Genomic DNA, 24,735 nt, shown 5'->3' on the forward strand with positions numbered 1-24,735 from the left:
CTTTTCAAAGCGCCCGGCAGGACATAAACAGGGCAGATTCCGACAATGCTCGACTTCATGCTGTCTGCGCTACCCGGCGCCCTTTCCTCCGACGCCAGCGCAGCCCTGGAAAAACGTTACTTCATCTCGATCACCACACACGGATTGCCATTGAAGCGCCCCTCGAATGCGGGAGTGCTCTTCTCCAGTGCCGTCCCCACCAGCAACCCCAGGTCCTTGCGCGACAGGATCACCCAGGCCGGACGCGGCAGCGAAGCCAGTCTGGCGACATCGGCCCCGGCGATGAACAGCGGCTGCTCGTCATGGTCCAGGTTCATCATGTAGCGCACGGCCCAGGTGTCCTGCCCCAGGTTCAGGAACACCAGCGGCCCCGGATTCGCCGCGCGCAGGCGTTCCACCGGTTCGACAAAGCCCCGGGTGTCGAACTCCAGGTCCTTGGCCGGCTCCACTACCTTCACCAGCAGCAACCACTGCGCCGCCAGGGCGATCAGGCTCAGCAGCACCAGGCGCCGGCCCAGGTCATGGAGCGGCTGCACCCTGGCTTTATTCAGCCAGACACAGGCAGCGAGCCCTTGCAGAATCACCAGCGTCCCGACCAGCAGCGGCAGCGAAACCTGCGGCCAGAAACCATGCTTAAGCCAGGAATGGCGCAGGACGAAGACGACAATCACCGCCAACCCCGGCAACAGCGCCACCAGCCCTTCATAGAAGCGGCGCACGCCCACCAGCCAGCCTTGCGCCTGCAACAACCCATAGGCCGCCACCGCCGCGAACATCGGCACCATCGGCAGGACGTAATAGGCACGCTTGAAGTGCGGCACCGACAACCCCAGCAGGATCATCAACCCGCAGGCCCCCAGGCGCAAAGCCAGTTGCACATCGCTGTCCCGGTCCCGCAGCGACCATTTGTGGCGCAGCGCGATCAGGGTCGCCAGGGCCAGCGGCACCACCGGGAAATAACGATAGAGACTGAGCTGGAAGTAGAAGAAGAACGGCTCGCCACTTTCATCGAGACGACCGCCGACCTGCATGTGGTAGACCTGATCGGCAAAGCCGTCGCCGCCGCTGAACCGCGCCAGCTTCATCAGCAACCACCAGCAGGCGGCGAGCAGCACCAGGCCGATAACGCCGTGCACCAGGACCTTCCTGAGCAGTTGCAGCGTCTCGGCCCGCGAGCGGGAAACGCCCATGGCCCAATAGACACAGGCCACCCCGCAGACCTCGATCAAGCCCAACGGCCCACGGATGACAAAGCCCAGGACGAACAGCGGGAAGATCGCGTACTGCCGAAGCTTCGAGCCCAGGCGTTCACCGCTGTGCAGCAGATAGAAACAGGCCAGGCACAACAACGAAGTCATCTGGTCCAGGCACACCGAACGGGACTTCTCCAGCAGTTGTGTGGTCAGCGCCGTCAGCAGGACGGTCAGCAGCGCCCAGGAACGCCCGGACGGCACCAGCAACCGATAGATCATCGCCATCACCCCGGCCGAGGCCAGCGCCGTCGGCATGACATTCGCCAGATGGTTCGGCGCCCCGAACAGTTGGGCGAACAGAAAGCTCAGGAACGTCGCGGTGCCCGGGTAGTCGGGATACGGCTGGCCATAGGTCGTGGCGAAAAGGCTCGGGCCATGGCGAAACATTTCATTGAGGAACAATGCCCAGCGCCCGTCGAAGCCCTGGGCCGTCTGGTCCCAGATGCCCAGGGTAAAGAGCAGCAGTGCGATCAGGAAGATGAACAGGGATTCAAGGCGAAACCGGTTTTCGTGAGCCATCGGGTGTCCCATCAGTCAGAGTCGCCACGCGGCAGGCTGGCGTGCCAGCCCCAATGGTGCAGGTCCATGCCCTGAATACACCCTGAACAAGCTGCAGAAAAACCGCCGCCACGCCCCGCTTCGCGACGCCCGGACCGCCCTGGTTTCGTCGCCAGCCCACGGCCCACCTGGGTTTCGCGATCTTTCACAACTTTTCGCAACCTTCCACGGCAGCCCCCCTGCTATGGTTTTTGCCGATCCTGAAACGGCAGGACAACCACTCGCCGCCCGGTTATCACAGGAGCTCCCGAGCATGAAGACGCAAGCGCTGAACACTACCGCCGACCCGAAAGCCTTCAATCGCTCGCCTTCCGGGGCCCCTTTTGCCGTGCTGCTCAAGACCGGCGAGCAGGACAATGCCGTCTACCGCCAGGCCAGGCCAGATGAGAAGGCCCCGGCGCTGTCCGGCTATGCGTCCATCGAGAAGCCCGACACCCTGGCCGCCGACACGGTGCGTTTCGTCACCCGGGACGGCGATCACGTGCTGGTCAGCAAGGCCTCCAACCCCGGGCTGTACCAACAGGTGGTGGCCGACCAGAAACTCCTGCCGGGCCTGACCGACAGCCTCGCCCAGGGTTACCAGCTGGCCGCCGGCGACGCGTCGGCACCCGGCAGCCTGGCGGATTACAAGGCCATCGGCGCCGCCGACGAAATGGGCCCGGGACTGATCCGCTATGAAACCGGGGACGGCCACAAGGTCATTGTCGCCGAGCGCGACAACCCCGAGCTGTTCAAGCAGGTCAGCGAAGACTTCAAGGCCCTTGGCGCCATCAACGCCAGCGAGGCCGACGGTTACCACCGGGCCGGCGCCGACGACACGCCGCCCGGGAAGCTCGGCGACTTCAAATCCGTCGGCCCCGCCGATGAAGTGGGCCCCGGCCTGATCCGCTACGAGACCCAGGACGGCAACAAGGTCATCGTCTCGGAGCGCGACAACCCGGCGCTCTTCGAGCAGGCCAAGGACGCCTACGCCAGCCTGAGCGGCCTGACCGCCAGCGAAGGCGAAGGGTATCGTCGGGCCGGCGACAACGAAGTCTGGCCACCGGTCGATGGCACGATTGTCGGGCCGAAGGACGAAGTGGGTCCCGACACCATCCGCTATGAAAGCGACGGCAAGAAAGTCGTGGTCGCCCGCGACGACAATCCCAAGCTGTTCGACTACCTCGTCGGCCTCTACGACCTCAAGAGCGATCCGGGCAAGCTCGCCGCGCTGCAGTCCGCCACCGACGGTGGCTCGACCCTGGCCGACCAGAACACCCCGCCGCCCGGACTCAACGACTACAAGGGCTTCGGCTGGATCGAAGGCCAGCAAGGCAATGTGCTGACCTACGAAACCCATGACGGCAAGCGCATGGTGGTCTCCGCCGACCTGACGCCGGAACTGTTCAAGAGCGTCGCCACCGCCCACGACACCTGGGACAAGATCCACACCAGCGAAGGCGAAGGCTACAAGCTCGCCGGCCCCAACGATTTCCTCAAGAACACCGATATCACCTTCGGCTCCCCCGACGAACTGGGGAACGGCCTGATCCGCTACGAGACCAGCGAAGGCAAGGTCATCGTCTCCAAGGAACTGAGCCCGCAACTCTACGAAGAGGTGGTCGGCAAATGGGAGGCCTGGAGTGCCGGCACGGTCGACGAGACGCGCGGCAAATACAACCTGCCGCCCAAGTCCGAACTGGACGTGCTCAACCTCAAGACCGGCGTGCGCGCCGATGAGAAGGACTCGAACTCGCCGGAGCTGAGTGTCAGCGAACTGGCGACCAAGGAACTGCTCGACACCTATCGCGCCGGCGTCGCCGACGGCTCGATCGCCAAGGACGATCCACGGGCCAGGCTGGTTCGCGCCCTGGAAGCCCAGGCTGCCTACCAGAACGGTCGCGGCATCACCGGCTACGAGGAAGAGCCCGGCGCCTTCGGCGGCACCTGGCGGGTGTTCGACGACAAGCAGACCGAACTCACCTCCGCCGACATGCACGACATCATCGACGGCCCGGCGCTGCAGAAACAGCTGGCGACGCTGTTCGCCGACCCGACCGTCCAGGCCGACTACAAAGGCAAGATGGACGATGCCATCAACCACCTGCCGAACAAGGACGAGATCAAGCAGAAGCTGCTCGACCTGACCGCCAACCCGGACTACATCACCTACCTCAAGGACCTGCAGAACCAGGGCAAGACCCACGAAGCCCAGCAGGACCTGAGCGATACCCTGACCTCGCTGTCACTGTTCGACCCGGACGCCGCGAGCAAGGCCGCACAATCGATCCAGGCCGACGGCCTGACCACCGACCTCAACGGCATCCTCGCCGACCCGAGCAAGATCAGCGACGACAACAAGGAGCTGGCGACCAAGGACCTGTTCGGCCTGCTCAAGGGGGTGCTCAAGGGCAGCCTGCTCGACCTGCCGCGGCGCTCTCAGGAAGTCATCGAGAAATTCCTCACCGAAGGCCTGCAGGGCAAGGAAAAAGCCTCGGCGGTGACCAAGGCCCTGGAAGAGCTGGGCGCGGTCTACAAGGCCAACGGCTCGATCAGCGAAGCCGACCTGAACACCGCCCTGAACAAACCCTACATCCCGATCGCCGACCGCGGCACCCTCGGCGAGGTGTTCAACACCCTCAACAACAAGGGCATCCTCGGCTCCCTCGGGGCCGGCGTCACCCTGTTCTCGGCGATCTACCAACTGGTCGGCAAGGGCGGCAAGCTCGGCGAAACCCCGGCCCAGCGCATGACCATCGCCAAGGACTTCCTCAGCTTCGCCGGAGCCAGCAGTCACTTCGTCAAACTCGGCGACAAGATCGGCGAAGCCCTCGGCAAGGGCGGCCTGGTGGACTTCCTCGGCCTGGACAAGACCCTGCCCGAGATCTGGGGCAAGACCGGCACCCAGGCACCGAACTTCGAGTTCCGCGTCAGCGACCTGCCGGCGGATGTCAAAGCCAAGATCAGCACCGCCCTGGATGCGGTCCCCGACAGCAAGTACGACGGCATCGCCGAGCTGTTCGGCGACGGCGATGGCGCCAAGGCCGCCGCCGACAATGTCACCGACGGCCTGACCACTCACCTGGACGATGCCCTCTCGGCCGCCGGCGGCGCCAAGCTCAGCGCCTCGAAAGCCGCGAAGATCGCCGGTTCGGTGATCAAGGTGCTGGGCCCGGCCACGGATATCGTCGGCGGCTTTGCCGATATCGTGCTCGGTGCGTTCACCATCAAGAGCGGCGTGGAGACCAACGACCCGCTGTCCAAGGCGGCCGGCGGCCTGCAGGTCGCCGGCGGTGCCTTCGGCGCCTCGGCGGGGGTACTCGGCGCGGCGGCGCTGTTTGGCGCCGGTTCTGCGGCGGCGCTGACCGGCCCGTTCTTCCTGGTGGGCGTGGTGCTGGCGGTGGTCGGCGGGATCGTCGGCTACTTCGTCGACCACAACAAGAAACAGAAGGCTTCCGAGAAGGAGAACGACTGGTACCGCGAACTCGCTGGCGACGGGGTGCTGCAGGGCAACTGGGCCGACAAGGTCGAATACGCCCACTACTCGATCCACCATTACGGCGGTCGCGAAGCACCGACCGACGACAGCCTGTTCCGCTTCCAGGACAGCGAATGGGAACACTTCGACCAGACCCCGCAGAAGGGCGGCTCGTCCAGCAACCGCCTGGATGACGACCTGCATGTGGACTACGGCGACTAGCGCAGCGGGATCGCAGGTCCGGGCACTGGCACAACCGCCGGTCGGCCTGGCCGGCATCGAGTGAATGGCAGTGTCGATTCCGCCAGCAGCGGATCGACTAACCCACAGATCGGCCGTTATCGGGTCGACCTCGATTAACTCACGCCAGTCAGGAGACTGATCATGTCCTATGTCGATGGTTTTGTAGCCGCCGTACCTACCGCCAACCGCGAGCGCTTTCGCCAGCATGCCGAAAGCGCCGCGGTCCTGTTCAAGGAGTTCGGCGCACTGAGCGTCGTCGAGTGCTGGGGCGATGATGTCCCGCCCGGCAAGCTGACTTCCTTCCCCCTGGCGGTCAAGCTTAAGGAAGACGAGACCGTGGTGTTTTCCTGGATCGTCTGGCCCTCGCGGGAAGTCCGCGACGCCGGGATGCAGAAAGTGATGAGCGATCCCCGCCTGCAACCGGACGTCAACCCCATGCCGTTTGACGGCCAGCGGATGATCTTCGGCGGGTTCCGGATCATCGTCAGCGCCTGACGACAGTCCCACCGCTGTCGTCAGATGGCGGTGGGAACGCGGCACCCGCCGGCACCCGTGTTGTTCCAGCCTCCCGGCACGCTCTATAGTGCCAGGCACGTCCAAGGCAGGAGCCTACGCAGTGCACTCCAGAACTTTCACCCGTCGCGTCTATCTTCGTACTCTTTCTTCCCTGGCCATCGCCCTTTCGCTTGCCTCCTGCAACGCCCCGCCCGCCACGACCGCCCTGCCCGATGCGCCGGAGATCGGCACGGGCTATCGCACCGGCATGGTCACCCAGCATGCGACCCGGCATATGGCCGCCGCCGCTAACCCGCTGGCGGCTGAAGCCGGACGGGAAATCCTGCGCCAGGGCGGCTCCGCCGTGGACGCCGCCATCGCGATGCAGGCCGTACTGACCCTGGTGGAACCCCAGGCCACCGGTATCGGCGGCGGCGCCTTCATCATGGTCTGGGACGGCCAGCGCGTGCACGCCTATGACGGCCGCGAAACCGCGCCGGCCGGTGCGACCGAGAAGCTGTTCCTCAACCCCGACGGAACGCCGATGGCATTTACCCAGGCCCAGATCGGCGGCCGCTCGGTGGGCACGCCCGGGGTGATGCGCGCCCTCGAACTGGCCCACCGCAACAATGGCCGACTGCCCTGGGCCCAGCTGTTCGAGCCGGCGATCCGCCTGGCCGAGCAGGGTTTCCCGATTTCGCCGCGCCTGCACAAGCAGATCGCCGCCAGTCCGTTCCTGCCGAAATCCCCGGCCATGGCGGCCTATTTCCTCAACGCCGACGGCAGCCCGAAAGCCGTCGGCACGATCCTGAAGAATCCGCCCCTGGCGGCCGTGCTCAGGCGCATCGCCAATGAGGGCAGCGACGCCCTCTATAAAGGCCCGATCGCCCGGGAGATGGTCGCGGCGGTCAACGGCAGCGCCAACCCCGGCAGCCTGTCGCTGGCCGACCTGCAGGGCTACCAGGCCAAGGAACGCACGCCGATCTGTTCGGACTACAAGCGCTGGAAACTCTGCGGCATGCCGCCACCGTCCTCCGGCGCCATTGCCATCGCGCAGATCTTCGGCACCTTGCAGGCGCTGGAGGCCCGGGACAGGCAATGGGCGTTGCCAGCCCTGGCCCCGCAGAAAAGCGCATCGGCCGCCGGTCTCGAACCGCGTCCGCAAGCCGTGCACCTGATCGCCGAGGCCGAGCGCCTGGCCTATGCCGACCGTGGCCTGTACGTCGCCGACAGCGACTTTGTCCCGGTGCCGGTGGCCGGCCTGATCGATCCGACCTACCTCGCCCGACGCGCCGCACTGGTCGGCGAACGCAGCCTGGGCAAGGCCGAACCCGGCGTCCCCGCCGGACTCCAGGTCGCCCTCGCCCCGGACCGTTCGCCTCCGCGCATCTCCACCTCGCAGATCGTCGCGGTGGATGACCAGGGTGGCGCCGTGTCGATGACCACCACTGTGGAAAGCTCGTTCGGTTCGCACCTGATGGTCGAGGGTTTCATCCTCAACAACCAGTTGACCGACTTCTCGTTCATCCCCAGCGAAGACGGCAAGCCGGTGGCCAACCGTGTCGAGCCCGGCAAGCGCCCGCGCTCGTCGATGGCGCCGACGCTGGTGTTCGACCGCCAGGGTGGCGAGTTCCTCGGCACGGTCGGCTCCCCGGGCGGTTCGCAGATCATCGAGTATGTCGCCAAGACCCTGGTCGGCCTGCTGGACTGGAACCTCGACCCGCAGGCGGCGATCAACCTGCCCAACTTCGGCAGCCGCAATGGTCCCACCGAACTGGAGCAGGGCCTGTTCTCCCCTCAGTTGATCGATGCGCTCAAGCACCAGGGCCACGAGATCAGCGAACCGGAGATGACCAGCGGCACCCAGGCGATCATGCGCGTGCGCGATGCGCGGGGCGCCAGTTCGTGGGCCGGTGGTGCCGATCCACGGCGCGAGGGCGCGGCGCTGGGGGATTGAACAAACCCGATCTTCCGCACAGTCGTTCACAATTTATTAAGAACTCCCTCCGTATAGTGACCGGTTATCTGGATGCCCTCGGGCTCAATTTCCTTTAGCCGGTATCACCATGCGAACAACACGTCCCGCTCTCCTGCTGTTCCTGCTTGGCTGTCTAGTGTTCTTCTTTGCCCTGGGCAACCATGAACTGCAGGGTTCCACCGAATCCCGGGTCGCCGGGATCGCCATGGAAATGCATCTGAACAACGACTGGGTCACCCCGCGCCTGCTGGGCGAGCCGTTCCTGGAGAAGCCGCCCCTGAGCCTGTGGCTGGACGCCAGCGCCATCCGCCTGTTTGGCGGCACGCCATTGGCGGTGCGGCTGGCCTCGGCCTTCGCCGGGCTGTTCACGGTGCTGGCGCTGTACGGGTTCATGCGCAAGATCGGCCGACCGACGCTACTGGCGTGGAGCGCCGCGGCGATGCTCGCGACCATGGCCAGCTACCTGGGCAATGCGCGCCAGGTCGGTGAGGACGCGATCCTCAGCCTGGGCGTGGCGTTGGCGCTGTTCGCCTTTTTCCATGCCGGCCGGCGACAGCAGGAACAGGCGGGAACCCTGGGCAGCTGGCTGGTGTTTGTCGTTGGCATCGCCATCGCGACCCTCAGCAAGGGCGTGCTCGGGCTGGCGCTGCCGGGTATCGTGATTTTCGTCTACCTGGTCAGCGAGAGCCTGATCGACAAGCGCTTCACCTTCGGCAACTGGCTGCGTCCGGCGGTGTTCACCCTGGTCGGGCTGATCCCGTTGCTGATCTGGCTGACCCTGCTCTACCGCCAGGGTGGCCTGCAAGCGGTCGGTGAGGTGCTGTGGGCCAACAGCGTCGGCCGTTTCAGTGGTTCCTTCACCGCCGCCGGGCACTACGAGCCGTTCTATTACTACTTCACCAAGCTGCCGGAAGCCTTCCTGCCCTGGAACCTGCTGGTCTACCTGGGCCTCTGGCACTTGCGCAAGGAACTGGTACGCAAGCGCCACCTGTTGTTCGCCACCGTCTGGATCCTGGCCCAGTTCACCCTGCTGACCCTGGCCTCGAGCAAGCGCATGGTCTACATGGTGTCCATGGCACCGGCCGCGGCCATCATCGCCGCCGAATACAGCGGGGTGATCCTCGACTGGCTGCGCCGCCGTTCCGCCGGCTCGGCGCTCAGCCGCGGCCTGGTCGAGTACCGCCGCCCCCTGGCGACGGGACTGCTGGCCGTCGTGGTCTGCGCTTACCTGGTGGTCGCCTGGCGGGCACCTCTCGCCGACCGCACCACTTCCTTCAAGCCAGTGACCGACCAAGTCATCGCCCTGCAGTCCGGCGGCAAGCAGGTGGCGCTGTATCAACCGGACGAACGCCTCGCCTCGACGGTCTTCTATACCGGGCGCCAGCAGCAGGTGGTCCAGACCCAGGCCGAGCTGGATGCCTTCCTGGCAGCCTCGCCGGACAACGTGGCCGTGGCCCAGAACCAGGAGCCGGACGCTTCGCACACGATCCTGGCGACCGTCACCATCGGCGGCAAGCGCACCTACTACTTCTACACCCGCTGAAGCCCCCGGCGTACCGAACGCCAGGCATAAAAAAACGGCGCTCCCCAGCGCCGTTTTTTATTGGATCGGGTCGCGCGCCCTCATGGCTTGAACACCTGCGGCCAATCCGAAGCTTCGATAAAGCCCATCACCCGCGGTGCTTCGCTCGTCGAGTTTTCCGTTATGAACAAGGCGGCGCCATAACCGAGGGAGGGCATGGAGAGCTTCATCGACTGCTCCAGGGCATTCATGCACTCGCTGTGGGTGACCAGGATCAGGTTGCGCCCTGGCACCTTGAAGCGGCGCACATCGCGCAGCATGGTCTTGCGGCAGTTGAACAGCCAGTCCTGCGTGCTGCTGGCCTGGTTGAACATATAGAATGAGCTCTGCACCGCCCGGGTCAACGGACTGTTGTAGATATCCGTCCTGGCCAGTCCGAGCTTTTCAAAGCGGGCGCCAAGGCCCACCGCCACATCGCGCGCGCGATCGGTGATACCGTCCTGGCCGTCCAGGCAGGGCGCCTTGGAACGATCGCAGCGCTCGACATGGCGCACCAGCACGACCATCTCGCCCTTGGCCCAACCGGCACTCAACGCCGCCGCGCTGCTGGCTCCGTGACGGGCAAGATCGGTAATGGTCGCCGGGCGCAGGATGAACAGCGTCAGGGGAATGACAAATAACGCGGAAAGCAGCACAACCAGGGTATTTTTATATTTGGCGAAACGGCTCAGTTCGAACGAACGCCTGATCCCGCTATACGTCAGTCTTGATTCCACGTTGAGGTGGCCCCTACGGCAAACGCTGGTTGAGTAAACGATGTCGGTGACCCTACAGGGCAAAAATGACAGCCGAGCATCGGGCGTCACTGCCACTGGAGAAACCGCTCGAATACCGCGCTACACCGATCCGAACGCAGAGACTAGGTCCGCAGAAGTCGCCCTCTGGTGAAAGGAATGTGAAAAATTCCTTAAGCCCTCGGTGCGCTTTCCCGCCGGTAAAAACACCGCCACGAGCCCGGGATCCGGGCACAGCGGCGATTCGCCATCTCGCACTACACTTCGTGAAACAACAGCTCACGAGAAAAACCTTTCAGCTATCGGCCCTGCCGCCGATACAGCCCCTACGGACAAATTCAGCTGGCACCAAGAACAACACCTTCCAGCCACCCGACGAGCAAGCAACACAACGTTCCTGGAGGAATTCAATGAATAGCTGGTTTGGAAATATCAGCGTCAACCTGAAACTGGGCCTGGGCTTCGGCCTGGTCCTGGTGCTTACCACCATCCTGGCCCTGACCGGCTGGACCAGCCTGGGCGGCCTGATCGACCGTAGCAACTGGATGAGCGACATCACCCAGCTCAATGCCTCGCTGACCAAACTGCGCGTAGCCCGCTTGCAGTACATGCTCACCAACGGCGACGAGACCGCCGCACAGAACGTGCAGGTCAACCTCGATGCCTTTATCGCCCAGCAGCAGAAGCTGATCGGCAGCTTCAAGAGCCCGGAAAACCTCAAGCTGCTCAATGAGCAGGCGACGATCATCAGCAACTACCAGCAGTCGCTGAACAAGATGCGCGATGCCTATCGCACCGCTGCCGGCGCTCGCCAGACCATGGGCGACAATGCCGAGGTCATTCAGAAACTGATCTCCACGATCCACGACAACGTCCTGAACATGGCACCGGGCGAAGAGGGGCGCTTCGAGCGTTTCCAGGCCATCACCCACGCCAAGGAACAGTTCCAGCTGACGCGCTACGAAGTGCGTGGCTATACCGGCAACAGTAACCCGGATACCGAACAGAAGGCTGTCAACCAGCTGAATGAAGCGATTGCCGGCCTGAAACAACTCCAGCAGCAATTCAGCAGCAGCCAGCAGAACGAACTGCAAAAACTGGAGACGGCCCTGGGCAACTACCGCGTCGCCGTGCAGGCGTATAAAACGGCGAACAGTGCCGCCATCCAGGCCCGCAAGGAAATGACCGACCAGGGCAATGACATCGTCGCCCGCAGCGACGATCTCTATCAGATCCAGCTGGACCGTCGTGACAGCGAAAGCGCCCGGGCCCGCAGCCTGCAACTGGGCAGCACCCTGCTCGCCCTGCTGTTCGGCATCCTGGCCGCCGTGGTCATCACCCGCCAGATCACCCGGCCGATCCGCGAGACCCTCGGGGTGGTGGAACGCATCGCTTCCGGCGACCTGACGCAGAACCTGGTCGTCACCCGCCGTGACGAACTGGGTGTGCTGCAACAGGGCATCCAGCGCATGGGCAGCACCTTGCGCGACCTGATCAGCGGCATTCGCGACGGCGTCACCCAGATCGCCAGCGCCGCCGAAGAGCTATCGGCCGTGACCGAGCAGACCAGCGCCGGGGTCAACAGCCAGAAGATCGAAACCGACCAGGTCGCCACGGCCATGCACGAAATGACCGCCACCGTGCAGGAAGTCGCGCGCAATGCCGAAGAGGCCTCTCTCGCGGCCGCCGCGGCGGATGGCGAAGCCCGTGAAGGCGATCGGGTGGTCGGCGAAGCCATCGCCCAGATCGAACGCCTCGCCACCGAGGTGGTGCGTTCGACCGAAGCCATGACCGTGCTGCAACAGGAAAGCGACAAGATCGGCAGCGTCATGGACGTGATCAAGGCCGTAGCCGAGCAGACCAACCTGCTGGCGCTCAACGCCGCCATCGAAGCGGCCCGAGCCGGTGAAGCCGGGCGTGGTTTTGCCGTGGTGGCCGACGAAGTGCGTGGCCTGGCCCAGCGCACGCAGAAGTCCACCGAAGAAATCGAGGGCCTGGTGGCGGCCCTGCAGAACGGCACCCAGCAAGTGGCGACCGTGATGAACAACAGCCGCAGCCTCACCGACAGCAGCGTCGAACTGACGCGCAAGGCCGGCACCTCACTGGAAAACATCACCCGCACGGTGTCGAACATCCAGTCGATGAACCAGCAGATCGCCGCGGCGGCCGAGCAGCAGAGCGCGGTGGCCGAAGAGATCAGCCGCAGCATCATCAATGTCCGCGACGTCTCCGAACAGACCGCCGCCGCCAGCGATGAAACCGCCGCCTCCAGCGTCGAACTGGCCCGCCTGGGCAATCAGTTGCAGATGATGGTCAGCCACTTCCGGGTCTGACGGCGAAGATCGCTCCCATACTCGTGGGAGCGATCGGGTTTCAGGCTATCCAGGGATTGATGATCAACACACCGGATTGCTCGAAATCACGAACATTTCGCGTGGCGATGCTGGCACCGTGCGCCTTGGCAATCGCGATAATCTGCGCGTCAGCCACGCTGGGCGGCCGGCCTCCCGCCTCTCGCTCGGCCACCAGCTCTGCATAGACCACTGCTGCGAGCGCATCGAAGGGCAGGATGCGTCCGGCAAAGTCTTCTTCGAACATCGCCATCGCTTGCGCCTGCAGGCGTTGTTTGCGCTTGCCCGCAGCAAGCCGGGCAATGCCATGAAGCACTTCGGCGACGGAAATCGAGCTGATCACCAGATCAATCGCGGGCTGGGCGTCGACCCAGGCCAGGACCCGCGCATCGGGCTGCAGGCGCATGAATTCAGAAAGCACGTTGGTATCAAGCAGGATCATTCTTCAAGATCCGCCGCTCGTGCTTTCTCGGTACGGGCCGGCAGGTCGAGTTCGACATCACCGAATGGTGCGAAGCGTGCGTGAATGCGGCTGCCCAGGCCACCGGAGCGTTTGGCCTGCAACAGTGCCCGCCCCAGGATCAGCCGCGCCTCTTCCTCCATGGAGTGCCCGTTATGGGCCGCCTCGATGCGCAGTTGCTCTTTGATCTGGTCGTCAAGATTACGAATAGTGATACTGGCCATGACTCACCCCATGCAATCAATGAAATCATTGATTGCAGGCTAACACATGAAACCAGCAAGAGCCCAGCTGTCCGCCCTATACACAAATCGCGTTGGTGAACACCAGCCGATTGCCGAACGGGTCGGTGATGGTCATGTCCAGGCTGCCCCAAGGCGTCGCCTGGATCTGTGGCTGGACCTGGGCATAACCCTTGGCCAGCAATTGCTCGCGGAACGCCACCAGTTCGTCGGTTTCGATACGCAGGGCCGAACCGGGTGTGGCGTCGCCGTGATGCTCGCTCAAGTGCAGCAGGCAATCGCCCTTGGACACTTGCAGATACAGCGGCAACTGCGGCTCGAAGCGATGCCGCCAGTCGACCTGGAAGCCGAGGAAGTCGACATAGAACCCCAACGCCTCGGCCTCATTGAAAATTCGCAGAATGGGAGTGGTTTTACCGAAGCTCATGACAGGTCTTCCTGGCGGGTCTGGATCAAAGCGCTTCGGCCCCGGCGCGGGTTTCTTTAATAGCTTAATGCCATCACCGATTGAAATCGCGACATTCGTCTCAAAAACCCTCGCGCAAATCCCCGGAGCGCGCCAGGAAGCGGCCGGCTCGCCGACCGTTGGCCTGCCCGGCCGAATAGCTCTTCACGCCGTTGACCCAGACCCCGTCGATGCCGGCAGCGGCCCGTTGCGGGTCATTGAAGTCCGCCACGTCGCGCACGGTCAGCGGGTCGAACAGCACCAGGTCGGCCCAATGCCCTTCGCGGATTTCACCGCGCTCCACCAGGCCGAAACGGGTCGCCGACAACCCGGTCATCTTGTGCACGGCGGTGTGCAGGGGAAACAAGCCAAGATCGCGACTGAAATGCCCCAGCACTCGCGGGAAGGCGCCCCACAGCCGCGGATGGGGAAACGGGTCCTCGGGCAGGCCGTCCGAGCCGATCATCGACAGCGGATGCGCCAGGATGCGCCGGACATCCGCCTCGTCCATGCCGTAATACACCGCGCCCGCCGGTTGCAGGCGCCGCGCGGTTTCCAGCAGCGAAGCGCCCCACTCCCGGGCGATGTCCATCAGGTCCCGGCCCCCCACTTCCGGGTGCGGAGTCGACCAGGTGATGGTGATGCGGAAGGCATCGGTGACCTGCTTGAGATCGAGGGTCGAGGAACTGGCCGCATAGGGATAACAATCGCAGCCGACCGGATGATCCTTCGCCGCCTGCTCCAGTTTCGCCAGCAGCTGCGGGCTGCGTCCCCAGTTACCCGCGCCGGCGCATTTGAGGTGGGAAATGATCACCGGCGAGCGGGCATGGCGGCCGATCTCGAAGGCTTCGTCCATGGCCTCCAGCACCGGTTCGAACTCACTGCGCAGATGGGTGGTGTACACCGCGCCATGGGCCGTCAGCTCTTCGGCCAGTTGCTTGACCTCATCGGTCTCGGCATTGAAGGCACTGGCGTAGGCCAGTCCGCTGGACAATCCGAGGGCACCGGCCTCCAGGCTGTCGCGCAACTGCGTGCGCATGGCGTCGATCTCGCTCGCCGTCGCCGTGCGCGACAGGTCATCCAGGTGGTTGCTGCGCAGCGCCGTATGGCCCACCAGCGCCGCCACGTTCACCGCCGGATTCGCCACTTCGACCGCCGCGCGGTAATCGCTGAAACGTGGATAGCCGAAGGCCTCCCGCGAGCCCAGCAGGTTCATCGGGTCCGGCGGATCGCCGCGCAGGCTGACCGGCGCGGCGCTGATCCCGCAATTGCCGACGATCACCGTGGTCACCCCCTGGCTGAGCTTGGGCAGCATCTGCGGCTGGCGGATCACCACCGTGTCGTCATGGGTGTGCACGTCGATAAAACCCGGGGCCAGGACCTTGCCGCCGGCGTCGATTTCCTCGCTACCGCTGGCGTCGCCCAGCGCCCCGATGCGGACGATACGCCCGTCGCGCAAACCGACATCGGCGACATAGCCCGGAGTGTTGCTGCCATCGATAACGGTGGCGTTGCGAATCAGCGTGTCGTACTGCATATCAGTCTCCCAGCGGCAGATTGTCGGGGCCGCCACGGTATTCATCGAGGGCCAGTTTGATCCGCCGCAGCCGCTCCTGGTTGTCCTGCGGCAACGACAGCGCCACTTCGGTGGACAACACATCGATGGCCAGCAGCATGCCGTAACGGGCCGCCGTCGGTTTGTAGATAAAACTGGTTTCGGCGCCCTGCAGCGGCAACAGCACATCGGCCAATTGCGCCAGCGGCGAATCCGCCCGGGTGATAGCGATGATCGACGCACCATAGTTGCGGGCCAGGCGCACCGCTTCCAGCAACTCCGGCGTCAGGCCGGTCAGCGAGCAGACCAGCAACGTATGTTCGGGCCCGAGGGTCGCGGCGGTGACACGCATCATCACCGGGTCGTGACAGGCCGCGATCGGCAGGCCCAGTCGCACCAGCCGTACCTGCAACTCGTCGCTGCACAGCGCCGAGCTGCCGCCGAGACCGAAGGCATGGATCATCCGCGCCTGGGCGAGCAGCCGCACCGCGTCGGCAAAGTGCGCCTGGTCGAAACCGGCTAGGTGTTCGTGCAGGGTGATCTCGATATCGCTGACGATCTGCCGGAAAAACGCCGACTGCTCAGGGCGCCCCACCGGATCGAGAAAACGGCTGCCGACCCCACTGGCCTGGGCCAGTTGCAAGCGCAGGTCACGCAGGTCGCGGCAACCGACGGTGCGGGCAAAACGCGAGAGCGTCGCGGCACTGACTTCAGCCCGTTCGGCCAACTCGTCGAGGCTGGCCGAAGCGGCATGGCCGATGTCTTCGAGAATCACTCGGGCGATGCGCCCTTCACCGGCGCTGAAGGCGTCCTGGCGGGCACGGATCTGATACAGGATGTCCATCTACAGCCACTCCGAAAGGCCCAGGGTCAAGCCGAAGGCGACCAGCGAGATCAGGGTCTCGAGCACGGTCCAGGTCTTGAACGTTTGCATGACGGTCATATTGAAGTATTCCTTGATCAGCCAGAAGCCGCCGTCGTTGACGTGGGAAAAGATCACCGAACCGGCACCGGTCGCCAGCACCAGCAATTCCGGATGCGGGTAACCCAGGCCGACGGCCACGGGCGCGACCACCCCGGAGGCGGTGGTCATGGCGACGGTCGCCGAGCCGGTGGCGATGCGCATCAGCGCGGCGAACAGCCAGCCCATGAACAGCGGCGACAACTGGAAGGCGTGGGCCAGGCCGACAATCTGGTCGGTGACCCCGGCGTCGATCAGGATCCGGTTCAGGCCACCACCGGCACCGACCAGCAAGGTGATGCTGGCGGTGGGCGCCAGGCATTCGTTGGTGAACTTGAGGATCGCCTCGCGGTTGAAGCCCTGGGCCAGGCCCAGGGTCCAGAAACTCAACAGTGTCGCCAGCAGCAGGGCGATCACCGAGTTGCCGATGAACAGCAGGAACTGGTTGAAGCCCGAACCCGGCGTGGACAGCAGATTGGCCCAGCCGCCGATCATCATCAGCAGCACCGGCAGCAGGATGGTGATCATGGTCAGGGCAAAGCTCGGCAGTCGCTTGCGCGGTTCGCGTTCGATGAACTGGCGTTCCAGCGGATTCTCGGCGGGCAGCTGGATATGCGGCACGATAAACCGGGCATAGAGTGGGCCGGCGATGATCGCCGTGGGAATGCCGATCAGGATCGCATACAGCAGCGTCTGCCCCACCGAGGCCTGGTACGCCTGCACCGCCAGCATCGCCGCCGGATGCGGCGGCACCAGGGCGTGCACCACCGAGAGGCCGGCCACCATCGGCAGGCCGACCATCAGGATCGACACCCCGACCCGCCGTGCCACGGTGAAGGCAATGGGCACCAGCAACACGAAGCCCACCTCGAAGAACAGCGGCAAGCCCACCAGGAAGGCGATGCAGACCATCGCCCAGTGCGCGTTGCGCTCGCCGAACCGCTCGATCAGGGTTTGCGCGACCCGCTCGGCGCCACCGGACTCGGCCATCATCTTGCCGAGCATGGTGCCCAGGGCGACCACCAGGGCGATGTGCCCCAGCGTCTTGCCGACACCTGCCTCGTACGCCCCCACCACGCTGCCCGCCGGCATCCCGGCCAACAGCGCGAGGCCGACGGACACCAGGGTGATCACAATGAACGGATTGATCCGGTAGCGCGCGATCAGCACGATCAGCGCAATGATCGCAATCGCCGCATACAGCAGCAGTCCGTAGCCCGGTGGTGGCGTCATGGCGGGTTCCTCGATAACGGTATCTGGAAAACTCTTATGAAAACCAGAATGCATTAGCGGGCAGCACCGACCAACCTCCATGAAAATAACTTTCGCACAGAGGTATGAAGTGTCGCTCAGAGAAATCCCGAACCGGGAAAAATGAAAATACGCCGCGGTATTTTCATCAGGACGAGTGGCCTAGCTGCGCGGCATCGCCCCGCGCAACGGCGTCTTCCGCATCGGCTGTCGCGAAGCCTGCTCGCGGGCCTTCAGCTCTTCCAGGCTCAGCGCCAGCCAGTTGCCCAGCTTGTCGGCCTGCTCCGTGAAGCGCTCGAACAGGCGCTGCATCGCGCTGTGGTCGAGCATGAGGAAAGGCTGGCGGGTCCACAGGATGACTTTCTTCTGCTCGACAATCGCCCCGGTCAGGATCGGCGGATGCTCCAGCCCCAGCAGATTGCTCTGGAGCAGGATGGCCAGGGTATCCGGATCGTCGAAGCGTTGTTCCGACACTGGCAGCAGGCAACTGACCGTCAGGAAGTCATGGGGCGACTCGCGCCACTCCAGCACCAGGCCGCTCGGCAAGGTCATGACATAGCTGTCGGACACCTCCAGCTCTCGTTCATCGATACCCATCTGGTGAAACACCGGGGACAGCACTTGTTTCAACTGGCTCGCCATCGACGACTTTCCTTATCGGATGATCATGTTGCGCATCCGCGCCATCAGTGAGTTGGAGCGTTCGCGGCGGGCCGGCGGCGTCTCGCGGTAGCGGCCGCCGTCGCGTGTCGAAGACGGCTCGCGCCGGGCACTGACCGACGGCGCCCGGCGCCGCTCCACGGGAGGCGGACCGTAGTTGGGGATCACCGGCCGTTCGCGGGTACTGAACGATTCCGCCCGGGCCCGCGACGTCGAGGGCCGACCACGGGAGTAATCGCTGTTATCCACCGGCGGCCGGTAGTGCCGGGGATCGACACGATAGTCGTCCCGCGGTGGAACATAGGGGGTAACGACCGGACGCGACCAGGTATTGATGCTATCGGCACGAGGACGGGGCAGTGGCGGCGCGGGGGTGCTGATCGAAGCGCTGCGCCCACGGGAATGCCCGTTCACCGGGGGGAAGTTCATGGTATTGACGATCGGCATCGGGGCCGGAGGCGGGTTGCGCGGCACCTCCGTGCCATCCCGCGTATCCAGGCCCAACTGCCTCATCCGGCGCTTGAACTTGTACTCCGGGAAATCCTGGTCCTGGCGCCGCACATCACCCTGGTTGCGGTCGCCCTCATAGCGCATGCCGAGGTTCTTCGATGCATGCACCTGGGTGTAGAGCTTGGCGTTTTCCAGCAGGAAATCCGTCAGTTGCGCCTTGCCCGCCGGATAGCTCGGCCGCAGGCGGGTGAACTCCCGGTCGACCTCGCGCTGGCTGGCCTTGGGTCCGTTGAACAGGCGTTCGCGTTCTTCCGGATCGTAGCGCGGTTGATAACGATGCAGGACCTCGGGGTTGGCCCCCAGCAATGAAAACTCCTGGCGGCGCATGGCCCGCCCGAACTCCGGCCAGGCATCGGAAATCACCGTGTTGTTGTCCACCCGCGAGTCGCCGATTTCCACGAAGGTATGGCCGACATCCCTGGCCTGCAAGATCGACACCTGCTGGTGTTGCCCTTCGGCGCCCGCCAGCAGCAGCGCGTTCACCGCGGCCATCTGGTCGCAGTTACCGGCCTGGAAGCGCGCCGCGGTGCGGGCAAAGTCGGTGTAGCCCTGATTAGCGCTGACGTCGTAGACCACCACCGTGCGCTTGTAGGCTTCGGCCTCGCTCGCCCGGACATGCTTTCGCTGGTTGCCCGAGCCGTAGTTGAGGATCTTCCAGGTGTCATCGATGGCGCGATTGGAAAACATCAGCGCATTCATCTGGGCCACGGAAACCGTCGTCGTCGCCTTGAAATGCCGTGGGTCACCGGAGGCCAGTACCCGGCGCGTCGACACCGTGTGGTCACGATCACCGCTGTTGAAATGGCGGGAGCTGGCGGAAAAGGTTCGATCCGTCGATAAAGGCATGGCGCAGGGCTCGCGAGAAGGAGTCCTGTTGTGTGGCTCCATCGCGCGAAGTGGTTCCGTTGCAGAACCCTTGAGCGGGCCCGTTGCCGGGCCCGCCGCGCGTCAGACCATTTCGTTGAGGATCCACTCGGTGACCGAGGTGCGCTTCGGTACCCAGCCCAGCAACTCACGGGCATTCTTGCCACGTACCCGGCTGTTGGAGCCCAGGCCGTAGTTGGCCATTTCATAGCCCCACTCGGCTTCGGCATCCGCCAGCGGCCAGTCCTGCGGCTCGCCCAGGTCCAGGGCCTTGGCCATCGCCGTGGTCATGTCGATAAACGAGGCTTCGCCACTTTCGACAAAGTAGAAGGTGCCTGGCGGATTCTTGCTCAGGGCCAGCAGGTACAGGGCCACCACATCTTCGATATGCACGTTGGACCAGATGTTCCGACCGCTGCCGACATGGCGCACCACACCGCTCTTGCGTGCCTGTTTCAACAGGCGCGGCAGCTGCACGCTGTCGCGATTCACGCCCAGGCTGTGGCCGTAGATCAGGGTGTTGCAGATCACCGCCGAGCGCACGCCGAACTTCGCCGCGCCAAGGATCAGGTTGTCGATGGCCACGCGGGCGGCCTTGTCGACGGTCGGTTCCGGCAGGTTGTCTTCGTAATAGACGATATCGCTGGCCTTGCCGCCGGACGCATCGCCGACGATGCTCGAACCGCTGGTGTGCAGGAACATCTTGTCGGAACCGCGCAGGGCGCCGAGCAAGGCTTCGACCGCACCGCGATGGTCGCTGCTGGCGGCGTTGATCACCGCATCGGCCTGGCGCGCCTGTTCGGCGAGCAGCATGCTGTCGTCGAGGGTGCCGATCACCGGGGTGATGCCCAGGCCGCGCAGTTCTTCGGCCTGCTCGGCGCTGCGGACCAGACCGGTGACCTGATGGCCGGCCGCGATCAGGCCGGTGGCGATGGAGCCGCCGATAAAGCCGGCTGCGCCGGTAACGAATACGTTCATGGAGAAACTCCGTGGATGAATAAGTGATGGAATGAGTATCGAAGACTTATCCGTGCCGAATAACCCCGTACCGCCCAATTCACTCTTGCATTGAATTCACGAATCCTGAGCGTGACCGTCACAACCGTCCGGTGGTTTGTCCGCTGGCGCGTCTCAAATAAATGACAAATGACATTTAAGTTGACAAGCATCTCGCGATCCGGCGAAATAATAGATGTTACAAAACATTTATTCGACAAACCTGGCAGGCCATCCACGCTGTCCCTTGCGCTCGCCACGTGTTGCCCGTCGATGCTGTTGCCGATACCTCCACCGACACCGCACGCACAAGGAACACCTCATGCTGTCTACATTGGTTGCAAACCGCCTGGCCAGGCGCCAGGTCCACTATGGCTGGGTGGTGGCCGCCGTCACCTTCCTGACCATGCTGGTGATGGCTGGCGCCATGGGCGCGCCGGGGGTGTTTATCGTGCCCCTGGAACATGAGTTCGGCTGGAGCAGCGCGCAGATTTCCTCGGCCCTGGCGATCCGCTTCATGCTCTACGGGTTGATCGGTCCCTTCGCGGCGGCGTTCATGAACTACTTCGGCCTGCGCCGGGTGGTGCTGGCGGCGCTGCTGATCGTGCTCGGCGGCATGATCGGCTCGATGTTCATGAACAGCTTCTGGCAACTGGTCCTGCTCTGGGGCGTGGTGATCGGCATCGGCACGGGACTCACCGCCATGGTCCTCGGGGCCACGGTGGCGACCCGCTGGTTCTCCCATCGTCGCGGCCTGGTGGTCGGCTTGCTGTCGGCCAGTTCGGCCACCGGCCAACTGCTGTTCATGCCGCTGATGGCCTCGCTGACCGAGCACTATGGCTGGCGCCTGGCGCTGGGCCTGATCTGCGCCGCCATGGCGGTGGTCGTGGTGACGGTGATCGCTCTGCTGCGCGACCGCCCGGCGGACCTGAACCTGCCGCTGTACGGCGAGCGTGAAGTGTTGCCGGCCCCCGCCCATCGCGGCAGCCTGCTGCAGATGCTGATCAGCCCGCTGAAGGTCCTGCGTGACGTGTCGGGCAGTTGGACGTTCTGGGTGTTGTTCCTCACCTTCTTCGTCTGCGGAGCCAGCACCAACGGGCTGATCCAGACCCACTTCATCAGCATGTGCGGCGACTTCGGCCTGGTCGCCACCACCGCGGCCGGCATCCTGGCGATGATGGGCATCTTCGACTTCTTCGGCACCGTGGGTTCGGGCTGGCTGTCGGACCGCTTCGACAATCGCTGGCTGCTGTTCTGGTACTACGGCCTGCGCGGCATCTCCCTGATGCTCCTGCCGTTCACCGACTTCACCGTGTTCGGCCTGTCATTCTTCGCCGTGCTCTATGGCCTCGACTGGATCGCCACCGTGCCGCCCACGGTCAAGCTGGTGGCACAGAAATTCGGCGGCGAGCGGGCCAATATCGTCTTCGGCTGGGTGTTTGCCGGCCACCAGTTGGGCGCGGCCTTCGCCGCCTACGGCGCCGGGCTGACCCGCACCTTGCTCGCCACCTACATCCCGGCCTTCTTCATCGCCGGAATGCTCTGCGTGATCGCCGCGCTGATCGCCCTGTCGATCCCGGTGCTGCTGAAAAAGCAGGCGGCGCACTGACCCGATGATCGCCACGTGCAGCAAGGGCATGCAGCCCGTGACGCTCCGCATCACAAGAGCGCACGCGGAGCGTCCAGAGAGGTATTCCTTTGCTGCGCGTGGGAACGATCAAACGTATGCCATCCTCTAGGAACAGCACAGCCATTGGTATAGGGTGAGTGACACTGAAAGGCCATATTCATCTAGACAAGGATGTTGCGATGCGCGCCACTCTGATCATTGCCCTGTTTACGCTGCTTGCCGGGTGCGCCGATTCACACCAGTGGCAATCACAACAGCAAGCCAGTGCCCCCCTCAATCCAAAAAACCGCTTCTATATCTCGACGCCAGCCGATGGTCAGTATGGTGCCCAACGCTATGAAGGCTCAGGGCGAAATACTGTCCAGATCATCTACAACGCACTTGTCCAGAAAACACGGGCGGCCCGGATCGGTCGTCTGGTCGAAAACCACGATGATGCCCTGACGGATGCCCGTGCTGCCGGGCAAGACGTGCTGATATTTCCGACCATCCTCCACTGGGAAGACCGCGCTACGGAGTGGTCCATGATCCCGGACAAGGTCGAAGTAAAAATTGATGTGATCGAAGTAAGTTCAGGGGATGTGCTCAGTTCCGGCATAGTCAAAGGTAAAAGCGGTCTTGCTACATTTGGCGGTGACCACCCACAGGACCTGTTGCCAGAACCGATTACCAACTTCGTCCACTCTATTTTTTAATATTGATCGCTCCCGTGGGAGGGGGCTTGCCCCCGAAGCTTTTGATCGTTCCCACGCTCCGGTTAGCTGGCGTACCCCGCCAGCTTGCCCTGGATGAAATCGAGGAAGCACTGGATGCGCAGCGCCAGCTGCGAGTTGCGGTAGTACACCGCGTGGATCGGCTGGCGATAGCCGCTGTTGGCCTCGGGCAGGATCACTTGCAGGCGGCCGGACTGGATGTCCTGGTGGGTCATGAAATGCGACAGGCAGGCAATGCCCTGCCCTTCCAGTGCCAGTTGGCGCAGGGTCTCGCCGCTGGAGGCGCTGATGCCCGGCTGGATCTGCCAGCGGTCACCCTGGGCATGACGCAGCGGCCAGTGGTTGAGGCTCTCGGTCTGGGTGAACCCGAGCAGGGTGTGCGCGGATAACTCACTGACAGTGGCCGGCACGCCATGGCGCTCCAGGTACGCGGGACTGGCGAGGATATTCAGCGGGCTGCTGCCCAGCGAACGCGCATGCAAGGTCGAATCCGCCAGGTTGCCGATACGGATGGCGATATCGGTGCTCTGCTCCAGCAGGTCGATGATCAGGTCGTTGCTGTTGAGCTCCAGCTGGATATCCGGGTACAGGCTGCGGAACTCGGCGATGTACGGCACCACCGCATGCAGCATGAACGGCGAGGCGGCATTGATCCGCAGGCGCCCGGCCGGTGTCTGCTGGCGCAGGGACAGGCGCTCTTCCAGCTCGTCCATCTGCTCCAGGATCTGTTTGGCCCGCTCGAAGAAGAACTTGCCCTCCTCGGTCAGGTCCATGCGTCGCGTGGTGCGGTTGATCAGTGTGGTGTCGAGCTTGGCTTCCAGCCGCGACAGGCTGCGACTGACCGCCGACGGCGTCTGGCCGACCTGCTCGGCCGCTGCCGAAATCGAACCGCACTCGATCACGCTGACAAAGATCTGCAACTCATCGGATCTGGCTTTCACCTTGGCCCCTCATCTGGAAACAGGCCTGATAGTAGCCGTATGCGGGGCAAAAGGAACCACTAGCCGCTGATCAACAGGTGCCCGCCCAGCACGCCCATGCCGATGAAGAACACCCGCTTGAACAGCACGGCACTGATCCGCTGGCGCAACCATTGGCCCAGCCACATGCCGAGCAGGGCCGGCACCAGCGCCAGCAACGAGGCACCGAGTGCGCCCTCGCCCAGGGCGCCGCGCCAGAACAGCCCCGCCGCCAGGGCCAGGGTCGAGACCGTGAACGACAGGCCCAGCGCCTGCACCAGTTGGTCCTTGTTCAGTCCCAGGGCTTGCAGGTAAGGCACCGCCGGGATCACGAAGACGCCGGTGGCCGAGGTGATCACACCCGTCACCACGCCACACAGCGGCCCCAGCCAGCGTTCGGAGCGGCTGCCCACCCGCAGGGTCGGCAGGAACAGCCCGCACCCGGCATACAGCAGCAAGGCCGCGCCCAGTGCCCGCACCGCCCAACCGCCGCTCTCGATCCCACCGAGCCACAGGGTGCCGGCCGCCGTGCCGAGGAAGATCGCCAGCAACAGCGGCCACAGGCGCTTGAGCAGCGCCGGCAGATGCCCGCCCACTGCCAGTTGCCAGACATTGGTCAGGGTCGCCGGAATGATCAGCAGGGCCGCAGCCTGCGCCGGTACCATAGCCAGGCCGAGCAACCCCATGGCGACCGTCGGCAGCCCGAGGCCGATCACGCCCTTGACCGTACCGGCCAGCAGAAAGGTGCCCAGCACCAGCAGGGAAAGGGCCAGGCCCAGTGTCTGGTAGAACTCGAGATAAGTATTCATGGGCCCATGCTGGAGCAGGGCAATACATT

19 protein-coding genes and 3 pseudogenes are annotated in these 24,735 nt (G+C 64.1%); 9 read left to right on the forward strand and 13 right to left on the reverse strand.

Annotated features, from left to right (window positions below):
• Positions 1-116: 116 nt before the first annotated feature.
• Positions 117-1,772, reverse strand: coding sequence for a glycosyltransferase family 39 protein (locus ACL9RJ_RS24020; RefSeq protein ID WP_017126743.1), 1,656 nt, complete (start codon positions 1,770-1,772; stop codon positions 117-119).
• Positions 1,773-2,079: 307 nt separating this feature from the next.
• Here ACL9RJ_RS24020 and ACL9RJ_RS24025 point away from each other — a divergent pair, with 307 nt between their 5' ends.
• The 4 genes from ACL9RJ_RS24025 (at position 2,080) to ACL9RJ_RS24040 (ending at position 9,527) form a co-directional block, all read left to right on the forward strand.
• A complete protein-coding gene (locus ACL9RJ_RS24025) occupies positions 2,080-5,490 on the forward strand; it encodes a hypothetical protein (RefSeq protein WP_422765766.1) in 3,411 nt (1,136 codons plus the stop codon).
• A 162-nt stretch (positions 5,491-5,652) separates the two neighbouring features.
• Positions 5,653-6,006 (forward strand): DUF1428 domain-containing protein, encoded by a 354-nt coding sequence (locus ACL9RJ_RS24030; RefSeq protein WP_017126742.1) that lies wholly within the window; start codon positions 5,653-5,655, stop codon positions 6,004-6,006.
• Between the two features lie 121 nt (positions 6,007-6,127).
• On the forward strand, positions 6,128-7,963 hold the full coding sequence (locus tag ACL9RJ_RS24035) for a gamma-glutamyltransferase family protein (RefSeq protein WP_017126741.1): 1,836 nt from the start codon (positions 6,128-6,130) through the stop codon (positions 7,961-7,963).
• Between the two features lie 109 nt (positions 7,964-8,072).
• Entirely contained in the window at positions 8,073-9,527 is a 1,455-nt protein-coding gene (locus ACL9RJ_RS24040) for an ArnT family glycosyltransferase (protein WP_042935527.1), read from the forward strand.
• Between the two features lie 80 nt (positions 9,528-9,607).
• Here ACL9RJ_RS24040 and ACL9RJ_RS24045 read toward each other — a convergent pair whose 3' ends face one another.
• Entirely contained in the window at positions 9,608-10,282 is a 675-nt protein-coding gene (locus tag ACL9RJ_RS24045; RefSeq protein WP_177116442.1) for a histidine phosphatase family protein, read from the reverse strand.
• Between the two features lie 428 nt (positions 10,283-10,710).
• Between ACL9RJ_RS24045 and ACL9RJ_RS24050 the strand changes: the two are divergent.
• The 3 pseudogenes from ACL9RJ_RS24050 to ACL9RJ_RS24060 form a co-directional block, all read left to right on the forward strand.
• Positions 10,711-11,511 (forward strand): annotated as a pseudogene (locus ACL9RJ_RS24050) (methyl-accepting chemotaxis protein); the annotation flags it as partial.
• Positions 11,512-11,679: 168 nt separating this feature from the next.
• A pseudogene (locus ACL9RJ_RS24055) lies at positions 11,680-11,730 on the forward strand (hypothetical protein); the annotation flags it as partial.
• A gap of 312 nt (positions 11,731-12,042) precedes the next feature.
• Positions 12,043-12,633, forward strand: a pseudogene (locus ACL9RJ_RS24060) (methyl-accepting chemotaxis protein); the annotation flags it as partial.
• Positions 12,634-12,673: 40 nt separating this feature from the next.
• Here the strand turns inward: ACL9RJ_RS24060 and ACL9RJ_RS24065 are convergent.
• The 9 genes from ACL9RJ_RS24065 to ACL9RJ_RS24105 all read right to left on the reverse strand — a co-directional run bounded on the left by ACL9RJ_RS24065 (position 12,674) and on the right by ACL9RJ_RS24105 (position 20,577).
• Positions 12,674-13,093, reverse strand: a complete 420-nt coding sequence (locus ACL9RJ_RS24065; RefSeq protein ID WP_177118852.1) for a type II toxin-antitoxin system VapC family toxin — start codon at positions 13,091-13,093, stop codon at positions 12,674-12,676.
• Complete coding sequence (locus ACL9RJ_RS24070) at positions 13,090-13,335, reverse strand: FitA-like ribbon-helix-helix domain-containing protein (protein ID WP_177086960.1); 246 nt, start codon at positions 13,333-13,335, stop codon at positions 13,090-13,092. Before ACL9RJ_RS24070 ends, ACL9RJ_RS24065 begins: the two co-directional genes overlap by 4 nt.
• A 76-nt stretch (positions 13,336-13,411) precedes the next feature.
• The gene (locus ACL9RJ_RS24075; protein ID WP_017126735.1) at positions 13,412-13,780 is read right to left on the reverse strand and encodes a glyoxalase superfamily protein; all 369 of its coding nucleotides are present in this window, start codon (positions 13,778-13,780) and stop codon (positions 13,412-13,414) included.
• 100 nt (positions 13,781-13,880) lie between these two features.
• A complete protein-coding gene (locus tag ACL9RJ_RS24080) occupies positions 13,881-15,335 on the reverse strand; it encodes an N-acyl-D-amino-acid deacylase family protein (RefSeq protein ID WP_177086959.1) in 1,455 nt (484 codons plus the stop codon).
• 1 nt (position 15,336) lies between these two features.
• The gene (locus ACL9RJ_RS24085) at positions 15,337-16,197 is read right to left on the reverse strand and encodes a MurR/RpiR family transcriptional regulator (protein ID WP_177109267.1); all 861 of its coding nucleotides are present in this window, start codon (positions 16,195-16,197) and stop codon (positions 15,337-15,339) included.
• On the reverse strand, positions 16,198-17,547 hold the full coding sequence (locus ACL9RJ_RS24090; protein ID WP_017126733.1) for a gluconate:H+ symporter: 1,350 nt from the start codon (positions 17,545-17,547) through the stop codon (positions 16,198-16,200).
• A gap of 180 nt (positions 17,548-17,727) precedes the next feature.
• Positions 17,728-18,207, reverse strand: coding sequence for a CesT family type III secretion system chaperone (locus ACL9RJ_RS24095; protein ID WP_017126732.1), 480 nt, complete (start codon positions 18,205-18,207; stop codon positions 17,728-17,730).
• Positions 18,208-18,219: 12 nt separating this feature from the next.
• Complete coding sequence (locus tag ACL9RJ_RS24100) at positions 18,220-19,581, reverse strand: hypothetical protein (RefSeq protein WP_017126731.1); 1,362 nt, start codon at positions 19,579-19,581, stop codon at positions 18,220-18,222.
• A 102-nt stretch (positions 19,582-19,683) separates the two neighbouring features.
• Complete coding sequence (locus tag ACL9RJ_RS24105; RefSeq protein WP_017126730.1) at positions 19,684-20,577, reverse strand: NAD-dependent epimerase/dehydratase family protein; 894 nt, start codon at positions 20,575-20,577, stop codon at positions 19,684-19,686.
• Positions 20,578-20,917: 340 nt separating this feature from the next.
• Between ACL9RJ_RS24105 and ACL9RJ_RS24110 the strand changes: the two genes are divergently transcribed.
• On the forward strand, positions 20,918-22,204 hold the full coding sequence (locus ACL9RJ_RS24110; RefSeq protein WP_017126729.1) for an MFS transporter: 1,287 nt from the start codon (positions 20,918-20,920) through the stop codon (positions 22,202-22,204).
• Positions 22,205-22,404: 200 nt separating this feature from the next.
• Positions 22,405-22,920 carry a DUF4823 domain-containing protein gene (locus ACL9RJ_RS24115; protein ID WP_422765746.1) on the forward strand — a complete coding sequence of 172 codons (516 nt, stop codon included), beginning with the start codon at positions 22,405-22,407 and terminating at the stop codon, positions 22,918-22,920.
• A 62-nt stretch (positions 22,921-22,982) separates the two neighbouring features.
• On the opposite strand, the gene ACL9RJ_RS24120 is transcribed toward ACL9RJ_RS24115, so the two are convergent.
• Both ACL9RJ_RS24120 and ACL9RJ_RS24125 read right to left on the reverse strand, forming a co-directional pair.
• Positions 22,983-23,879 (reverse strand): LysR family transcriptional regulator, encoded by an 897-nt coding sequence (locus tag ACL9RJ_RS24120; RefSeq protein WP_017126727.1) that lies wholly within the window; start codon positions 23,877-23,879, stop codon positions 22,983-22,985.
• A gap of 59 nt (positions 23,880-23,938) precedes the next feature.
• Positions 23,939-24,706, reverse strand: coding sequence for a sulfite exporter TauE/SafE family protein (locus tag ACL9RJ_RS24125; RefSeq protein ID WP_177118855.1), 768 nt, complete (start codon positions 24,704-24,706; stop codon positions 23,939-23,941).
• Between the last annotated feature and the right edge of the window lie 29 nt (positions 24,707-24,735).

Origin of the sequence: Pseudomonas sp. Mn2068 (assembly GCF_049319725.1) — a bacterium.
Lineage (GTDB): Bacteria > Pseudomonadota > Gammaproteobacteria > Pseudomonadales > Pseudomonadaceae > Aquipseudomonas > Aquipseudomonas gingeri.